The 16,862-nt window shown below is 45.4% G+C and carries 17 protein-coding genes; 5 read left to right on the forward strand and 12 right to left on the reverse strand.

Annotated features, from left to right (window positions below):
• Nucleotides 1-48 precede the first annotated feature (48 nt).
• The 4 genes from JGK39_RS12530 to JGK39_RS12545 all read right to left on the reverse strand — a co-directional run bounded on the left by JGK39_RS12530 (nt 49) and on the right by JGK39_RS12545 (nt 4,797).
• The gene (locus tag JGK39_RS12530; protein WP_293251596.1) at nt 49-363 is read right to left on the reverse strand and encodes a hypothetical protein; all 315 of its coding nucleotides are present in this window, start codon (nt 361-363) and stop codon (nt 49-51) included.
• 34 nt (nt 364-397) lie between these two features.
• Nucleotides 398-1,261 carry an Rpn family recombination-promoting nuclease/putative transposase gene (locus JGK39_RS12535; protein WP_293251598.1) on the reverse strand — a complete coding sequence of 288 codons (864 nt, stop codon included), beginning with the start codon at nt 1,259-1,261 and terminating at the stop codon, nt 398-400.
• A gap of 71 nt (nt 1,262-1,332) precedes the next feature.
• Nucleotides 1,333-2,907: a chloride channel protein gene (locus JGK39_RS12540; protein WP_293251607.1), complete on the reverse strand. Its 1,575-nt coding sequence runs from the start codon at nt 2,905-2,907 to the stop codon at nt 1,333-1,335.
• 453 nt (nt 2,908-3,360) lie between these two features.
• The gene (locus tag JGK39_RS12545; RefSeq protein WP_293251609.1) at nt 3,361-4,797 is read right to left on the reverse strand and encodes a hypothetical protein; all 1,437 of its coding nucleotides are present in this window, start codon (nt 4,795-4,797) and stop codon (nt 3,361-3,363) included.
• An 83-nt stretch (nt 4,798-4,880) separates the two neighbouring features.
• On the opposite strand from JGK39_RS12545, the gene JGK39_RS12550 reads away from it, so the two are divergent.
• The gene (locus tag JGK39_RS12550) at nt 4,881-5,483 is read left to right on the forward strand and encodes a pentapeptide repeat-containing protein (protein WP_293251611.1); all 603 of its coding nucleotides are present in this window, start codon (nt 4,881-4,883) and stop codon (nt 5,481-5,483) included.
• Between the two features lie 146 nt (nt 5,484-5,629).
• Here the strand turns inward: JGK39_RS12550 and JGK39_RS12555 are convergent, their stop codons facing one another.
• The 3 genes from JGK39_RS12555 to JGK39_RS12565 form a co-directional block, all read right to left on the reverse strand.
• Nucleotides 5,630-5,842, reverse strand: a complete 213-nt coding sequence (locus tag JGK39_RS12555) for a hypothetical protein (RefSeq protein ID WP_293251613.1) — start codon at nt 5,840-5,842, stop codon at nt 5,630-5,632.
• A gap of 602 nt (nt 5,843-6,444) precedes the next feature.
• A complete protein-coding gene (locus JGK39_RS12560) occupies nt 6,445-6,912 on the reverse strand; it encodes a hypothetical protein (RefSeq protein ID WP_293251615.1) in 468 nt (155 codons plus the stop codon).
• A 223-nt stretch (nt 6,913-7,135) separates the two neighbouring features.
• Nucleotides 7,136-8,503: a glycoside hydrolase family protein gene (locus tag JGK39_RS12565; RefSeq protein WP_293251617.1), complete on the reverse strand. Its 1,368-nt coding sequence runs from the start codon at nt 8,501-8,503 to the stop codon at nt 7,136-7,138.
• A 371-nt stretch (nt 8,504-8,874) separates the two neighbouring features.
• On the opposite strand from JGK39_RS12565, the gene JGK39_RS12570 reads away from it, so the two are divergent.
• Nucleotides 8,875-10,167, forward strand: coding sequence for an NB-ARC domain-containing protein (locus tag JGK39_RS12570; protein ID WP_293251619.1), 1,293 nt, complete (start codon nt 8,875-8,877; stop codon nt 10,165-10,167).
• A gap of 5 nt (nt 10,168-10,172) precedes the next feature.
• Here the strand turns inward: JGK39_RS12570 and JGK39_RS12575 are convergent, their stop codons facing one another.
• Together JGK39_RS12575 and JGK39_RS12580 are read right to left on the reverse strand one after the other, a co-directional pair.
• Entirely contained in the window at nt 10,173-10,688 is a 516-nt protein-coding gene (locus JGK39_RS12575; protein ID WP_293251621.1) for an isoprenylcysteine carboxylmethyltransferase family protein, read from the reverse strand.
• A 376-nt stretch (nt 10,689-11,064) separates the two neighbouring features.
• Nucleotides 11,065-12,009, reverse strand: a complete 945-nt coding sequence (locus JGK39_RS12580) for an aldo/keto reductase (protein ID WP_293251767.1) — start codon at nt 12,007-12,009, stop codon at nt 11,065-11,067.
• A 163-nt stretch (nt 12,010-12,172) separates the two neighbouring features.
• On the opposite strand from JGK39_RS12580, the gene JGK39_RS12585 reads away from it, so the two are divergent.
• Nucleotides 12,173-13,606: a BCD family MFS transporter gene (locus tag JGK39_RS12585; protein WP_293251623.1), complete on the forward strand. Its 1,434-nt coding sequence runs from the start codon at nt 12,173-12,175 to the stop codon at nt 13,604-13,606.
• 203 nt (nt 13,607-13,809) lie between these two features.
• Nucleotides 13,810-14,643 carry an inositol monophosphatase family protein gene (locus tag JGK39_RS12590; RefSeq protein ID WP_293251625.1) on the forward strand — a complete coding sequence of 278 codons (834 nt, stop codon included), beginning with the start codon at nt 13,810-13,812 and terminating at the stop codon, nt 14,641-14,643.
• Between the two features lie 138 nt (nt 14,644-14,781).
• Here JGK39_RS12590 and JGK39_RS12595 read toward each other — a convergent pair whose 3' ends face one another.
• Genes JGK39_RS12595 through JGK39_RS12605 form a run of 3 tightly spaced genes read right to left on the reverse strand, consistent with a single transcriptional unit; the run spans nt 14,782 to nt 16,112 of the window.
• Entirely contained in the window at nt 14,782-15,048 is a 267-nt protein-coding gene (locus JGK39_RS12595; protein ID WP_293251627.1) for a hypothetical protein, read from the reverse strand.
• A gap of 24 nt (nt 15,049-15,072) precedes the next feature.
• On the reverse strand, nt 15,073-15,642 hold the full coding sequence (locus tag JGK39_RS12600; protein WP_293251629.1) for a PIN domain-containing protein: 570 nt from the start codon (nt 15,640-15,642) through the stop codon (nt 15,073-15,075).
• A complete protein-coding gene (locus JGK39_RS12605) occupies nt 15,642-16,112 on the reverse strand; it encodes an excisionase family DNA-binding protein (RefSeq protein ID WP_293251631.1) in 471 nt (156 codons plus the stop codon). The genes JGK39_RS12600 and JGK39_RS12605 overlap by 1 nt, the downstream gene beginning before the upstream one ends.
• Nucleotides 16,113-16,202: 90 nt before the next feature.
• On the opposite strand from JGK39_RS12605, the gene JGK39_RS12610 reads away from it, so the two are divergent.
• Entirely contained in the window at nt 16,203-16,784 is a 582-nt protein-coding gene (locus tag JGK39_RS12610) for a hypothetical protein (RefSeq protein ID WP_293251633.1), read from the forward strand.
• Nucleotides 16,785-16,862 lie beyond the last annotated feature (78 nt).

Raw genomic sequence — 16,862 nt, forward strand, 5'->3', positions numbered from 1 at the left:
TAGCGCCACTGTCTGTGCGATCGAGGGGTTGAGTGCGGGCGATCGGCTCTACCTCCTATCGATAGGTCGCTTTAAGCGTTTATTGTTTAAAGCCTCTCCTCTTTTCAACGCAAAACATTTAAGTTGTGCGGAGAGCCAAAAGATGCAGGCGAAGAATGCTACTAACAGAAACCCAAGAAATAAAGCTGCAGCAGCGGGCAAATGACCTTTTTGACTTGTGAGTTGCTGATAAATCAGGACTAATGGCGATCCTAATGCGCCAAATAGTCCAAGATAATATCCGTAGTCACCTATACGCCAAAGCAATCCCAAGAACCAACTTTGCTTGCGTAGTTTTTCATATTCAGGATAGTCCAGTGACATAAAAAATCGAATTTTCCTACCCCATTACTTTAAACTAGGAATCGCTTTCTCGCAGATTCCGTATATCCTCAAGGCTCAGCCCTGTGGTTTGGCTGATGGTTTCGTCATCTAGGCGTGAAAGTAGCTGTCGGGCGATTGCGATCGCCTTTTCTCGCTGTCCTTCCTCTCTTCCTGCTTCTCGTCCTTCCTGAAGAGCCTTAATAATCGCGCCCTGTTGGTCATAAATAAACTGTTCTCTTCTGTCCAAAGCTTCCAATTCTTCTCGGCTTAAACTGGCTTGATTGGCAATATTAAAAGCTTCATGTATTTCTGGTATGCTATCCATTGTTTCGGGAACTGATGTTAAACTTTTCGCATATTTCATGAAATAAATCCATTTGTCTGCTAAGGTTTCAAGTTCTTCCTGTCCTTTGGTAAACTTGGGCAACTCTACAAACACTAAATCCAGATCGTTTTCCGGATAAGTAAAGTTTTTCTTTACTTCTTTGTACACGAATCTAGAAAGGAATTCTTCGCTGTTAGCAAACATTTCAAAATCCGTAATTGTCAAAGCAATCACTGGCTTCAGCAATCGATATCCTTGTGCTGCTTCCAACTGAAAAGCATAAGTCTTAGCTGCATTGTACAAAACTCGCTTGCCAAAAGATTGGACGTTGAGCACTTGCATTTCAATGATTACTAAAGTTCCGTCGTTGAGTTGGGCTTTCACATCCAGATAACTATCTTTTAAGCCTTCAAGTTTGGGCGGCAGATTTGGGTTGATAATTTCTAAGTCTTGGATGGTGGGATTTCCTTCATAAATTAAGGCGTTGAGAAAGCTGATTAGGATGTCTGTGCTTTCTGAGGAACCAAAGATTTTTTTGAAGGCGTAATCTGTTTTTGGGTTGATAAATATCATGGTTGCAATATTTAAGTTTTTGGTTATTAGTTTGGTCAGCAAGCAACCGAATTCGATCGCACTTCAACCGCTTATTTTGTTTCCGACAAAGGCTTGACATCTTGTGGCAAATGTGCATTAGCCATTACTAAGGCTGGCTCCTCGATAATCTCTTCGTCTTCGGTGGGAAGTTCGCAAGAAATCAGTTCTGTAACAATGCGCTCTCCGAGAACATCTTCCCAATCCTGCAACTGTTCTCGGGCTTGGATCGGCGTATTGACAGCCACATCTACGCCCATTTGTTGGAGGTTGAGGCTGTGGGCTGCCGATCGGCGATTCACAAACTCCACCAGCCAAACACTCAATCCGACTGCGGCCATCAAAGGCAATACAATCCGGTAATCGCGGGTTAATTCAAACATCAACAGAATGGCTGTCAGCGGTGCTCTAGCGCTACCTGCGAGGACGGCGGCCATACCCACCATGGCGTAGGCGGCAGGGCCTGCAACGTGTTCCCCCAAAGCCGGCAGCATTTCCAAAAACAGGCCGTAAGCCGAACCCAGAGAAGCTCCTAAAAACATCGCCGGAGCGAATATGCCGCCGACTAAACCGCTGCCGAGGCTGATTGCTGTCACAGCGAGTTTGACGAATAGCAACAACAGCAGCAAAGACAAGGAAAATTTGACATCTTGGAGCATTGCTTGGACTGTTTCGTAGCCCACACCCAAAACTTGAGGCAATTGCAGGGCGACTAAACCGACGATCGCACCGCCGATGACGGGATGAAGCGGCCGGGGCAGTCGTCCCAGCCAAGCAAATCCTCGGGTTTTTCCTTGAAAACAGCGATCGGCCAATTGAATTGCTTCTGTATAAGCTAAGGACACACAGCTTGCCAAAAGTCCCAATCCCATGTATAGAGGCAGTTCTAGAGGACTGCGGACATCGTAGATTGGCAAAGCAAAGGCCGGCTGAGCTCCCAAACAAATTTGAGCGATCAGCGCCGAAACTACGGCGGAGAGCAAAACAACGCTGACTGAGGAAGTGGCAAAGGTGCTGCCGAGCACGACTTCTAAGGCAAAAAAGACTCCGGCGATGGGAGAGTTAAACCCGGCAGATAAGCCTGCTGCTGCTCCCGCGCCGAGGAGCAAGCGCTGCCTTTCTGGGGAAAGCTGCAAGACTTGAGCTAGCAGCATTCCGAAGTTGGCGCCGATTTCGACGCTGGGGGCTTCCGGGCCCAGGGAAGCGCCGGTGCCGAGGGATACTGAGGCGGCCACCATTTTGGTGATGGGTTTGAGCGGGGAGAGTTCTTGCAGCCCCCGCGTCGCGGCAATTAAGGATGACATATTCGGGCCAAAATCGCGAAACCGCCAGCGCATCAGCCCGATGATGACTCCGCCGAGGGTGGGTATGCACGCTAGCGTCCAAGATCCCGATCGAGCGATCGCCCCCATGAAGTCTTCCAGCATCACGCTGTGGATCAAGTGGATCAGGTAGTGAAAGGTGACGACGCCTGCGCCAGTAACTCCCCCGATGACTAGGGAGAGGATGAGCAGGAGGGTTTCTGGGCTCGGATGCAGGCGGTGGAACAGCGGGCTGAGGCGGGAGGAATGCGGAGTTTCTGCGGTTGGGCCCGGCGGCAGCAGATCCACAGGATGGGTGGCTTTCATTTAGCGGTTAATTCTTCTGTGAGAAGTTAGATAAATATTACATTTTATTTCTTATTTTCATTTTGAGTGATTTCAGGGGAATTGACAAGTTAATTAAGGCGTATTTTATGGCGGATTTTTGGGACTGGCGGCTGGGGTGGAATGACCGCTTCTGAGGGTGAGTGAATTTTAGGTGATAATTGTATGCTCAGTGACATTCAAACTCCAATAAACTGAGTGATAATCTTAATTAACTATATCTACAGTGTTAGAGGTTCGGGCGATCGCACAATCGCGTCAGTGAGCTTGCACTATGGTAAAAATCCGTGGAACTAAACACTCCGATTTGAGATATTAGATCAAACAAAAAATCTCAAATCGAAAGTTTGTAGTGAGGACTTCAGTCCTCTCCCCTGAGGACTGAAGTCCTCACTACAAACCTGTTTTATTGCGGTTATTCGATCGCGCATCATATCAAATCGGTTGTTGCGCGGCCGGGATTCTGGGTCGGGATTTGGCGATCGACATTAGCGGATCGCCTATGGTGGCGACTTTCCACGGAGGCGATTCTAGCTGGCGGGCTGCGATTAAAAAGGGTGCACCTCGTTTTAGGCGATCGACCATAATTTTAGGTGGAATAAACGCCGATAACAAAGGTTCGTTGACACTTCCCACATAGGCGTAAGCACCATTTTCTAGCCACCGGCCAGCAACGGTACTTGCATCATCGGGATCTGCTGCTGACCAACTGTGAATCATGTGGATTGCTGCGGGAAATTGCAGTTTTGGTATATCCTCAACTGAGGCATCGCCGTCGCCGACTTGAAATGATTTGGGATAGCCTTTGGAATTCATTAATATTAAGTCAAACGTCCACGGTTTTGATGCTAAACTCCGCCACTGTTGGAGCGTCGATTCTGGTTTTTGCACTAATTCGACATTCAAACCTATGGTTTTTAGTCCGCTAGCTGCTGACTCCATTTCATATTTTCCCCAATTTCCTTCTTTTGGGTAACTGTCATACAGCATAACTGTTTCGCTGTCGAGAAATATGGCGCACATGGCTTGATAGATCGATCGCACTTGGGAACCGTAAATCCAGCCAGCGGCGGCCCAGCGTTCGCCGTTGGGGTGCCGTCCCAAACCGTCAGTCACAGCTAATTGTTCGTCTTGCTTTTGCGGTGATTGATATTTTACTGCTAGTTGGCGTACAATGGTGATTGTGTCGATCGCGTCTCCGAGTTGAGAGTAAAAATATCCGGTAGATTCGACAGCCTTTGTAACTGCTGTTTGCAGATTTTTCCACTGTGCGGTATTAAGGTTATCGTTGGGTTTTCCGAAGTTGCCTTCGAGAAATACTAAAGGTTCCCCGCGGGCCGCTGCTAAGGCAACTGCTGCTGAGCGTGCGGGGTCATTTTCTGATGTGATGACTGCTCCTGGCGGTTCCCAGCCGAGTTCCCTCCATTTTGCTTTTAAGGTTTCACGATTCGTGGCATTCCAGGCTGCTGCTGTTGCCTTCAGCATTAATTGTTGGAGTTTTTGATTTTTGGGGAGTTCCTGTTTGATGCTTGGTAAACGGACGATTTCTTCGGGTTGGAAGCGCTGCAAAAACATCGGTGCATATTTTTGATCTTCGATGAGAATGGGCCAGTGTCCTTTGAGGTTCCACTTTTGGATTGCTGCTAAGAATGTGGCTTCGTCGGGGACTAAAACAATGCGGTTGACTGTTGGGATGTTTTCGCGGATCAGGCCGACTCGCAGGCCTGTTTGCACTGGCCAGGGTTCTTGTTTGGCTGATGGGGGGAGTTGAAAGGGTTTTTTGAGAAGGCGATCGCACCCGACAGCGATTATTGCTAAGCTGAGTATAATGGCGATCGCTAGCAATTTAATTTTTAACTGTTTTTTCATCATGGAACGGGGAAAGCAGCAAAATATTAATTGTAAATACTATAAATTCTGGGTATATTTTTATACAAAAACCGGATCTGCGAGGCATGAAACGAAGAAAGATGGTAAGTGCGATCGGGATGGCGGCTTTTTGGGCGATCGGCTTAGCAACTACAGGTTTAATAATTTTCGCAGCCAACAGTTCGTCAGTCAAGCATCAAATCCGACAATTGCTTGTTACCAGAGAATGCCGGGGGTGCAATCTTTCTGGGGCTAATTTGGGCGCTGTTTTTCTCGAAGGGGTAAATTTAGAAAAAGCCAACCTCAAAGATGCCAATTTGTGGAGTGCAAATTTGGTAAATGCTAACTTGAAACAGGCAAATTTGGCTGGTGTTTACCTGATAAGCAGCAATTTGGTAGGGGCGAATTTGGAGAAAAGCAATTTAGAAAATGCGTTTTTAGAAGATGCTTATTTGGGAGGGAGTAATTTGAAAAATTCTAATTTAACAGGTGCTTTTATGAAAGGTGTTTTTCTGGTTAATGCTGAGTTGGAGGGGGCGAATTTGGAGGGGGCGAATCTGTGGATGGCTAATCTGGAAGGTGCTAATTTGAAGGGTGCTAATTTGAGGAATGCTTTGCTGTTGGATACAAATTTGACCGGGGCGAATTTAAAGGGTGCGGTGATGCCTGATGGTACGCGGCATGAATGAAAGTCATTAGTCATCAGTCATTGGTCATTAGTCATCAGTCATTAATCAGAGGAGAGGGCGATCGCACCTGCAACCTTCATTTCCCGTTATTTGGTGAGGAGATGAAGGCGTGAGGTGCGATCGGCATCTTAAAAGATTTTACAGTTTTACTGCCCGCGTCCTGGTTTGCAATCTACGAAACCTAATGCCTCTGTGTCGAGAAAACTGGCGATTGCCATCTCAATAACTGCTTCGATCGGGTATTCAATTTCAGCAGCACGAGCAATTAGAGCGGCTTGAATTCGATCGGGCAAGCGTCCTAAAATGATTTCGGCATCAGCGAGGGAAAGTTGTTCCTGAAGTTTGGCTTTGCATGGCATTCACCAATTACAATTTAATATAGCTTGGCTATCGCACCCCTCAACCTATCTTTCAGTCATTAATCACTACTGGGTCTAGAAACCAGTCGATTGCCAGAATCATTTCTGGGATTTGAAAGAGGAGTTACTTGAGTGCGGGTAAGAAAGGATAGCAATGCAGCAGTGAAAGCATATAAAGTTGCTAACTGACTCTCCTGCAACTGAAGAACACCGAAAGCCACTAGCACGGGAAAAAGTGCTTGAATAAGTCCCTGAAATAAAACTGGCTCTTGCCTAATCTGCTTGAATAACCACATAACACAGCCTCATATTTTAGATTCAACTCGAACAGAAAACTCTGAAGTACATCTCAACCGAAAGCTAAAGCAGTCGAACTTATAATTTTGTCGCAGATGCGGTACAATACTTTTCTTAGTCAGGTTATACCGCACATCTGCGGTTGAACTCTGAATAGTCTGAACAAGTTTTGCTTTGACTTAACTCAAAGAATAAATCACCCCGATCGCCCTGTCGGTGAGAAAAAGTGACAAGCTTTTGTAAAGCTTTGTAAGATCGCACTCGACGACGCCTTTCGCAGCTCGTCATCAAGGCAATAAAGTCAGCTAGCCTTCAGTTTTTGCTGCATCACTTCTTAATAAATAAAACTGAGATTCAATAGCCTTCAATTCTTCTGTACCTTCTACATACTTAACATCAGTCAACAAATTATTAGCTTGCGCTTGAAGAATACGATAGGCTCCAGCTCTTTGTTTAACTGGAAATGCGTTTCCAATTGATTGAATAGCAACGATAGCTCCGCCTAGAATGCCAGTAGCTATCTTTTTGTCTTGCTCGTCTATTCGATCCCAGGTAGATAACAGGGTAATTACTAAAGTAAGAACGATCGTGGAAATTGTTAAACCTCCATCCCAGTTCCGATTGATTCGTCTGAGCCTAGTCATTTCTTGAGTTAATTCCTTAACTTCATTCTCTAAATCTTTCCTTTTGTCCTCAAGTGAATATCGAGTTGATTCTTTAACTTCATCCTTGAAATTGTTTGTTTTTTCTGGAATTAAAGATTGAGGTTGCATTTTTTATTGTCCTCTCATATTTAAATTTGCACCAATTTGAAGTAGATACACCTTATGCTGAAAACAGTCAGTACAACAGATTTTACAAGCACGTCGTCCGGCTGCTTTAATCATCCATATAACTCAACTTTACTTATTCTTTTTCGTGTTCAGAAGAATTTGCTTGAGTCTCAAGGCTAGAAGAATGTGCCATTTGATTAACCTCCTAAATGTTTAAAAATACCTACAGTCCCCAGTCCACAACTAGGAGGCGTGGATCGTACTGGCGGAGCAATTTCACCAGTTTTTTCAAATCATCAATTGTAGTAGGACACACGCATCCTATACTGCCTGGACTGGTACGACTTTGAATCCAGTTCCAATCCCCATGAAAGCCGAATGCATCTCGACAACCAATGCCCTCTCGATCGCAGCTTCTATGACGCTCTTGCGGTTTAACAAGAGCTACGTATACAGGTCCGAGTCCGTCCCCATTTATCGGGTGTGAGGCATTGTAATTATCTTTGCCACCAGCCCAGTCGATATCTGAGATGTAGTAATTATCTTGTGGGATAGGTGCCCCATTATTTGGTTGACTTTCAGGATCGTCCCACATTAAAAATCTTTGATCGCTTGGTGCACCAGAAACAACATTTAATGAATCAACTACTACATTCCCTTGGGGATTTACGAAATCGAGTTTGCACCATTCAAGCCCTTGGTAGGCATCTCCTCCTGTACGTGTGAGACGGCAGTATACACCTCCATCTATTCCAGATGAATTGACAGATATGTCTCCACGGGCGCGCTTGAGAGCATTCTCTATAGCCCGTCGCGTCTCTGGACCTACCTTACCATCAACTCGGCTAATAGCTTCGCGGGTTTGAAAAAGCTTAACTGCGCTATCAGTAATCTCAGTAAATTCGTTAGTCTGAGAACCTAAACGAAGAAATTTGAGTCCTGCTAAAGCGCAATTAAGTATGTAACAGTCTTCTCCAATATGTCGTTTCTGAAGGGTACGAGTGAACGGTAATGGTACGGGAGCAGGTTTATAGGGAAAATCTCCCTTCGGCGGTTGAACCAAATCTTTAGGCTTTGTGACAAAGCCTATTGCTGGATCTAGATCTGAAAAACCATCGCGCCGAAATAAAGCTTCTTCATCGTTTCGACGATCGATCAATCCCGGCAGTGGTCTTCTTGTGCCGTTATCTTCACCATGTACCCAACGATCGAATTCCCTTGCTGCTCCTTGATAATTGCCTTTGTTTAATTCTCGCAACAGAGTTGACTCGCCGAATGCGCCAATGCCGATGTTATAAGTGAAGCAAACCAAGGCATCAAACATACACTGTTTGAGTTGAACTTTGCATAAGCGCTCAACATCTTCTGCTTTTTCCCCAACCTCAATCTGTAACCATCGATCTGCTTTTTGTCTGGTGATAATATCACCCTCTACAATCGGTCTGTTGAGATCCAAATGCTCAATGGAGCCATAACCAATTGTCCAAATATTAACAGGATCTAGGTATGCTTTAATCCGTCCATCAGGAAGCTTTTTATGGAGTCCTTCCCACTTTTTGATTAGTTCAAAGCATTCGTTAGAAGGTTTCATATTTCTCCTTTAGTGTCAAAATATTGACTGTGGTTTAAATTTCAACAGTCCGAGCAACTCTTGGTCGGACTTAATTCAAAGAATAAGCCACCCCGATCGCCCTGGCGGTGAGAAAAAGTGACAAGCTTTTGTAAACTTACGTAAATTCACTCGATCGATTTGAGATTTGACCTCATCCCAAATCCGGGTTCAATACCCCTCTTATTTCTCAGTCCGCGCAGGCGGACTTTGTTTGTATAGACGCGGTTTCAACCGCCGAATATAAAATGGACTACCTTGCGGTTAATTCAGTAAATTTGTTTTCTATCCTGAAAAAGAACCCCCACTCAGAATATTCGGTGAATATAGTAAATAGTTCAAAATAACAAACTATGACAGCACAAGAGGCGATCGCCCTAATCGACATTTTGTTACAATCCGCAAACAAAAAGCAAAAACTCAATGACATTCAATCCCTCGTCTTTCTGGAAACTTGGGAAGGACATTCTTATCAAGAGATAGCCGATCGCTTACTGTACGAACACGATTATATTAAACAAGTCGGTTCGCATTTGTGGCGAACTCTCTCTAAAATTATTGGTGAAAAAGTCTCAAAACAAAATCTTCAAGCTGTCTTGCGCCGCTACCAGCACAGCAGCGCACCAGATAACTGCATCCAAGATTGGGGAGAAGCGATCGATATTTCCCACTTTTACAACCGCCAACAGGAACTGGAAACTTTAGAAACTTGGATTAGCAGCAATTCTACCCGCGCGATCGGTATTTTTGGAATTGGCGGTATCGGCAAAACTTCTCTGTCTGTCAAACTCGCCCAGCAAATTCAATCTCAATTTGAATTCGCGATCTGGCGCAGTTTGCAGCAAGCACCAACCTTAGATGTAATTCTCAGCAATATTTTACCAATTTTAACTAATTCAGCCACCAAAAATAACTCTATTCACGCTCTCATAGAACAGTTGCGGCAAAAACGCTGTTTGTTAATTTTTGACAATCTGGAGTCGATTTTGCAAGGGGGAAATCGCGGCGGACAATATCAACAAGGTTATGAAGATTACGGACTGTTATTTGGGCGCATGGCTGACGAACCACACCAAAGTTGTCTGATTTTAACAGGACGAGAACAACCGGGCGGGTTTGCTGTGCGATCGGGCGAAAATTTGCCGGTGCGATCGCTCAAACTCTGCGGCCTTTCACCGCCTGTATGCCAGCAAATCCTGGCGGCTAAAGGATTAAAGGCAACACTACTACAAAGTAGAGATATTGTCAACTACTTTGGCGGTAATCCGCTGGCGATCAAAATTGCAGCCACCACGATTAAAAATATTTTTGGCGGTGATATTCAGGCATTTTTAGCGCAAGGAAATACTGTTTTTAGCGATTTGTGGGATTTGCTCGATCGCCAGTTCGATCGCCTGTCTCCCCTGCAACAACAAATCATGTACTGGTTGGCTATTCATCAAGAAGCAGCGACTCCTGAGAAGTTAAAAGCTGAAATTTTGCCCAAAGTTTCTGGACGCGAACTGATGGAAGCGTTAGAGGCGCTGGCCGGGCGATCGCTTATCGAAAATCGGCGATCGCTCAATCAGGGTGCATCAACAAGTTTAACGTTACAGCCTGCGATCGTTGAGTATATCATAGAACGCTTGATTCAAACCGGAATCTAAAACTATTAATAAATTCCTGGAATTAGTTTTTTTACTCGCTGGCGGTATTCTGAATAGTCGGGATATTTTTGGGTTAACCAGGTTTCTTCGCGATTGGCTTTGATGTCAAAAAATATCAATAAAACTGCGGTGGCTATTAAGTGCGATAAGCTGAATTGAAAAATTGTCCAGGCGAGGGCTGCAAAGATTCCGCCGCTATACAGAGGATGCCGCACTATTCCATAAACTCCTGTTTGGACTAATTCTCCGCCTGCTTTGGGATAGGGTAAAGGTGTGAGGTTTTTCCCTAAATTTATTAGTCCTTTGACTATCAAAATTAATCCGCTTAAGCTGAGGATACTTGCGATAGTCCAGCTAAAATAAAGTAGTTGAGTTGATTCGATTTTGAATCCTGGAAGTTGATAAACTGGCAAGATTGTAAATGCTGCAAACAATCCTACTTGCAGCAATACTAAATATTCGCCGTGGCTGTTGTTACGCAAGCCTTCGCGGGTGAAACCCCAGTCAGTTAATAGTTTCATAGTAATTGGTAATGAGTTTGTAGTAGGGTGCGCACTGCGCACCTTACGCGTAGTAATTGGGCGCATCTGGTACTGGTAATGAGTTTGTAGTAGGGTGCGCAGTGCGCATCTGGTACTGGTAATGAGTTTGTAGTAGGGTGCGCACTGCGCACCTTACGCGTAGTAATTGGGCGCATCTGGTACATTATTTGTGGTTGCGCGATTGCGTTTAAAGAGCGCCCAAGCGCAACTACGTACCTTGGAAAGAGCGCTCAAGCGCAACTACGTACCTTGGAAAGAGCGCCCAAGCGCAACTACGTACCTTGGAAAGAGCGCCCAAGCGCAACTACGTACCTTGGAAAGAGCGCCCAAGCGCAACTACGTACCTATTAGAAATTTAGTCTCGCCAGGGACGTGTCATTAATTCTAATTGGTTGACTTCATCTTGGCTTAAAGTCCAGCCTAGGGCGCCTGCATTTTCTTCGGCTTGTTTTGCGGTTTTGGCGCCGGGAATTGGGATGACTCCGTTTTGGGCTATCAACCAGTTTAGGGCAACTTGGGCGGGGGTACGATCGCGCTTTCTGCCCATTTTCCGCAAGGTAGACATGACTAATTCGATTTTTTCGATGCCGGCTTTGCTGAAGCGGGAGTCCATTTTGCGGGCTCCTGTAGGTTGTTCTTGGGCGGTATATTTGCCCGTGAGCAATCCTTGGGCTAAGGGGCTGTATGCTAAAATTGTTACTCCCAATTCCGAGGCTGCACGTACAATTCCTTGTTTTTCTACTTGCCGCGACAGCAAGGAGTAGCGGACTTGATTTGTTGCTAGGGGAACTCCTCTTGCTGCTAGTATTTTGTGGGCTTCGCGCATCTGTTCTGCTGAATAGTTGCTGACTCCTACTGCTTGGATTCTGCCTTGTTTGACTTCATCTGCTAAGGCGTTCATCAAGGTTTCTTGACTCAGTAAAAAAGTGAATGGCCAGTGCACTTGGTAGAGGGCTATTTGTTCTACTTGCAAGCGTTTTAAGCTGGCACTTAAGGCTTCGGAAACTGATTTTCCGGTAATCCGCCAAGGTACGGGGCCGAATTTGGTGGCTATTTGCACGGGTTGGCTGGTTTTTTTGATAAACTGTCCCAGCAATTCTTCTGACAAGCCGTTACCGTAGACTTCGGCTGTGTCGAAAAAGTTGACTCCGGCGTCTAGGGATGTTTTGAATGCTGCTTCTACTTCGGCGGCGCCGTAGTTGCTGCCGTAGTTCCAAAATAGTTTGTCGCCCCACGCCCAAGTTCCGACGCACAGGGGAATGACGGCTGGGCCATTTTGTCCTAAGGTAATGGTTGTCACGGTTGGTAAATCCACAATTCTTTATTGTCTATTATTTTTATATAAATAATCGCGATCCTCTTCGAGGGCTTCGCTAACGAGCTTCTAGCCGGAGGAATAATGGTGGCCCGTTGCGATATCTCAGTTACGATGAATGAGTCGTGCTGTGTTTATTTGAATAGTTATGCCGATCGACCGTTTGCCAGATTCTACACTAACAGATTCCGCGACTGCTGCTATCAAAAGAGTCAACCTGCTGACTATGTTCCGCCTGGGCTTGTTTCAGATGGGGCTGGGCATGATGTCGATTTTGACCCTGGGAGTGCTCAATCGCGTGATGATTAAGGAGTTGGCGATTCCGGCTACTGTGGTGGCGGGTACCCTGGCGATGCACCAGTTTGTGGCGCCGGCGAGGGTGTGGTTCGGGCAAATGTCTGATGCTAAGCCTTTGTTCGGGCATCACCGCACGGGTTACGTGTGGCTGGGAGGGCTGTTGTTTGTAATTTCGGCTTTTTTGGCGGTGCAGGTGATGTGGCGCTTGGGCGCTAGTTTGGAGGCTGTGGGGTGGACGACTCCGACTTACGGCTGGGTGGGTTTGCTGGGTTTGGTTTTTGCAGTTTACGGTATCGCGATTTGTTCGAGTTCGACTCCTTTTGCTGCTTTGTTGGTGGATGTTTCGGATGAGGAAGATCGATCGAAGTTGGTAGGTGTTGTGTGGTCGATGCTGATGGTTGGTATTATTATCGGGGCGATTGTCAGCAGCGGTTTGCTGAAGCAGATTGATGGGGATGTACCGCGGGAAGTATTGCAGGCTTCGATTAACGGTTTGTTTGTGAAGGTGCCGGCGGTGGTTTTGCTGTTGGTGGGGATTGCAACTTTTGGGGTTGAAAAAAAGTATTCGCGGTACAAATCGCGATCGATCGCAGTTAATCGAGAAGATAAAATTACTTTGGGAAGCGCGCTGCGGATTTTGACTGCTAGTCGCCAAACCGGTTTGTTTTTTACTTTCCTGCTGGTGATGACAATTTGTTTGTTTATGCAGGATGCAGTTTTGGAACCCTACGGCGGGGAAATTTTTAAGATGCCGATTTCGGAAAGTACGCAGTTGAATGCTATTTACGGTACTGGTGTGCTCATCGGTTTGAGCGCAACTGGTTTTTTAATTGTGCCGCGAATTGGCAAGCAAAATACGATTAGATTGGGTTGTTTGTCAGTGGCTGCTTGTTTTGGCTTGATTATTTTATCGGGATTTACTGGTAATCCCATTGTGTTTAAGTCGGCTTTAATGTGTTTCGGGTTAGCTTCGGGAATTACGACGACGGGCGCGCTGAGTTTGATGTTGGATTTGACTGCTGCGGAAACTGCGGGGACTTTTATTGGCGCTTGGGGTTTGTCCCAAGCGATGGCGCGGGGTTTTGCTACGGTTAGTGGCGGTGCTATTTTGGATTTTGGCAGGACTTTGTTTGGGGTACCGATGTTGGCTTACGGGTTAGTTTTTGCAGTGCCGGCGGCGGGTATGATTTTCGCTGTGTATCTGTTGAGTCGGGTAGATGTTGCCGAGTTTCAGGATAATGCTAAAAGTGCGATCGCAACTATCCTTGAAAACGAACTAGACTAAGGTTGGTAGTGAGGACTTCAGTCCGCAGGTTGGTAGTGAGGACTTCAGTCCGCAGGTTGGTAGTGAGGACTTCAGTCCGCAGGTTCGTAGTGAGGACTTCAGTCCGCATTATCTCGGAAAAAAACTCACGTTCGTAGTGAGGACTTCAGTCCGCATGATATCGTGGAGAAAGGACTAAAGTCCTTACTACGAACAAAATACAAATGCAAGATTTTTGGAATGATATTTTAAGTTTTTCTCAGACTACTGTCAAGACAATCGGACAGCAGTTTTTGAAAGATTTCGGTTCTGCACAAGCGGATGAGAAAGATGATGGCAGTTTAGTAACGAAGTCTGACAATTGGGCGGATGCAGAGATTAGAAATGCGATCGCACTTGCATTTCCCAGTCACGGAATTTTGAGCGAGGAAGGAGAGCACGTTTTCCCCGATACCGAATGGTGTTGGGTTGTCGATCCTTTGGATGCTACGACTAATTTTGCTCGCGGAATTCCGATTTGGGGGATTTCCTTAGGTCTATTGTATCGCGGAACTCCGGTTTTTGGCTGCGTGCATTTGCCACCTCTGAATCAAACTTTCCACGGTTTTTATGCAGATAATTTGGCAGGCGATAACGTATTGACAAATATGCCTCAAGGTGCGTTTTTGAACGATCGCCCGATTCGGCCGAGTGCTGATAAATTGAGCGGAAATCATATATTTAATTTGTGTTCCCGGAGTGTGGGAATTGGGGCTCATCTTCCGAGTAAAATTCGGATGTTGGGGATGGCTAGTTACAATTTTTTGATGGTGGCTTCGGGTGTGGCGATGGGAGGAGTAGAAGCGACTCCGAAAATTTGGGATATTGCCGGGAGTTGGGTAATTGTGAAGGCTGCGGGTGCGGTGTGGCTGCCGCTGGAATCTCAGGCGATTTTTCCGCTGGAAGTGGGGAAGAATTACGGGAGGGTTTCTTTTCCGACTTTGGTGATGAACCGGCAGGAGTTGGTGTCGGTGTTTTTGCCGTTTGTTGAAGCTTGGAAGAAGAAGAAAATGGGCTGATATTAATGCCGCCTCGAACCCCATAGGTTAGTAGTGAGGACTTTAGTCCGCAATTGGTTTGTAGTGAGGACTTTAGTCCGCAAGAAAGAAGGACTGAAGTCCTGACTACGAACCTATTACGAACCTATTACGAACCTATTACGAACCTATTTTATCGTAGTGGAGCGATCGCACAAATTGTACAATTATTAAATAAAACTGCATGGCAGGTGTGACGGAGGAGTCTCCCACGCCTGCCATACTGTTTGTAACAAGTATAACCGACCGATGACCGATGGTTAAATTATGCTTGCTCTGGTCTATGTATGCCAATGTGCGATCGGGTGGTTTTCTTTTAGGTCGATCGGGTGATGCGGTACTGGTACAATTAGTGGTATAGTTTTTACCCGCTATTATCTCTATCAAATAAAATTTCAGTAGGCGATCGGGCTAATCAGCATAGCACAATTCTCGCATCCGAGCTGCTGACAGCGGCAGTCCCAATTCTATCAGCGTTGCCAAATACTCATCCGGCGTTTTTGGCGGATTCTTGAGCCTGATTCTTTGTTTTTCTGCTGCTTTACATACACCTTGCCAGTTTAAGTTGAGCAAGCGCATAATAAATTCATCTGGATGCAGCGGCTGAATGTTATATTGTGCAAGATTATCAGCAGGAAAATCTCTGAGATTGAAAGTAACGATAAAATCCGCGCGAGAATGAATTGCTGCTGCTAGAACATGGCGATCGCCCGGATCGGGAAGTTCCAACTCTGGTATAATTGGCTCATACCCTTGCACCAAGCAATTTTCAACATTTTCATTCATCAAGTTTTTGGTTCTTGCAAGCTGTTCTGGCGCGATATCCGAACGGTTGAGAATTACATTTCTCGTCCACTCGCTGTGAATTTCTTCTGTCCAACGGGCATCAACTATTTTGCTAGCTGCTAACTGGACGAAGAAGTCCCGCAGCGGTGCAGAATATAAAATGTTAGCATCATACACAGCAGTGAAAATAGCCATCAATCGTACAAACCTAGTGCTTCTGATTCAGCTACAAGCTCATCCATCCCTTTCATACTTTTTTCGTAACTCTGCTTTTTATATTTCATGACATCTTCGTAACGTATCCGACGGCAGCTTTGTACCATTTTGTAAGGAATTTTGCCATCATCTAGTAACTGCCACACATACTCGCGGGACACATTCAGCAAACCCTCAACCTGCCAGATATCGAGTTCTTTAGTAATGGGAGTCAGCTTGACAGTATTGCCGCTACTTGTCTGTTGCAAAATCGCTAACAGCAGCGGCAACGCTGCGGCAGGTATCTCAATTGTCTTTCCCTCTTTTTCGTTTAAGATCAATTTGAGGGATTCGTCAGACGGATGATTTTCTAAGTGCGATGCTAAAGCGCGGCTGCTGGTTTTGGCAACCGCTGCTTCTGCGGCTGTCGGTAAAACAGGTGCTGAATTTGGATCTCCGGTGAATGTCATGTTAATTTGGGGGTGAGGATAACAGGCAATCAATTATGATTGTAGCAATTTGAGAATGCGATCGCCAAAATCGAGCAAGGAGGTTAACCTGTGGCATACAGCGATTTTACAACTTTAGCGAAAGTTATAGAATCTTTTAATTTAACCGTAGAAGAACCTTTAGATTTGTTTGGTGATATCCCGGAGGTACAGCCAAGTTCCTATTTGCAAACTACTTTAACTGAAAACCTGTCTTTAGCTACGGCAATTAATACCGAAAAGGCTCGCGCTGAGTTAATTATTGCTCCAATATTATTGGAAGTCAGGCGGCAATTTAATTTTCAAGTTGGTTTTTTCTCTGGTTCAGAATTCAATGTAGATGTAGAAGCAGGTTTGAACGGGTATTGCGATTATATTCTCACTGCATCAAAGGATTCCTATGAAATTCGCGCCCCCGTAATTACTCTCACAGAGGCTAAGAATGAAAGTATTAAATCCGGTTTGGGCCAGTGTATTGCAGAAATGGTAGCTGCCCAATTATTTAATCAGCGCAGCGGAGAGCAAATTGAAAGCATTTATGGGGCTGTGACTGCGGGTACTGATTGGAAGTTTCTTAAATTGAGTGACCGCACAATTTTCATTGACAAGCGAGACTTTTTTGTTAATGAAATTAGTCGGATATTGGGCATTTAAACAATGCCCTTTCAAGGCTTTTATTCTATGGATCGCACTTGATGCAGCCAGCCACATAATAAATACCATAATTGGGAC

This window comes from Microcoleus sp. PH2017_12_PCY_D_A (genome assembly GCF_020738565.1).
Taxonomy (GTDB): Bacteria; Cyanobacteriota; Cyanobacteriia; order Cyanobacteriales; family Microcoleaceae; genus Microcoleus.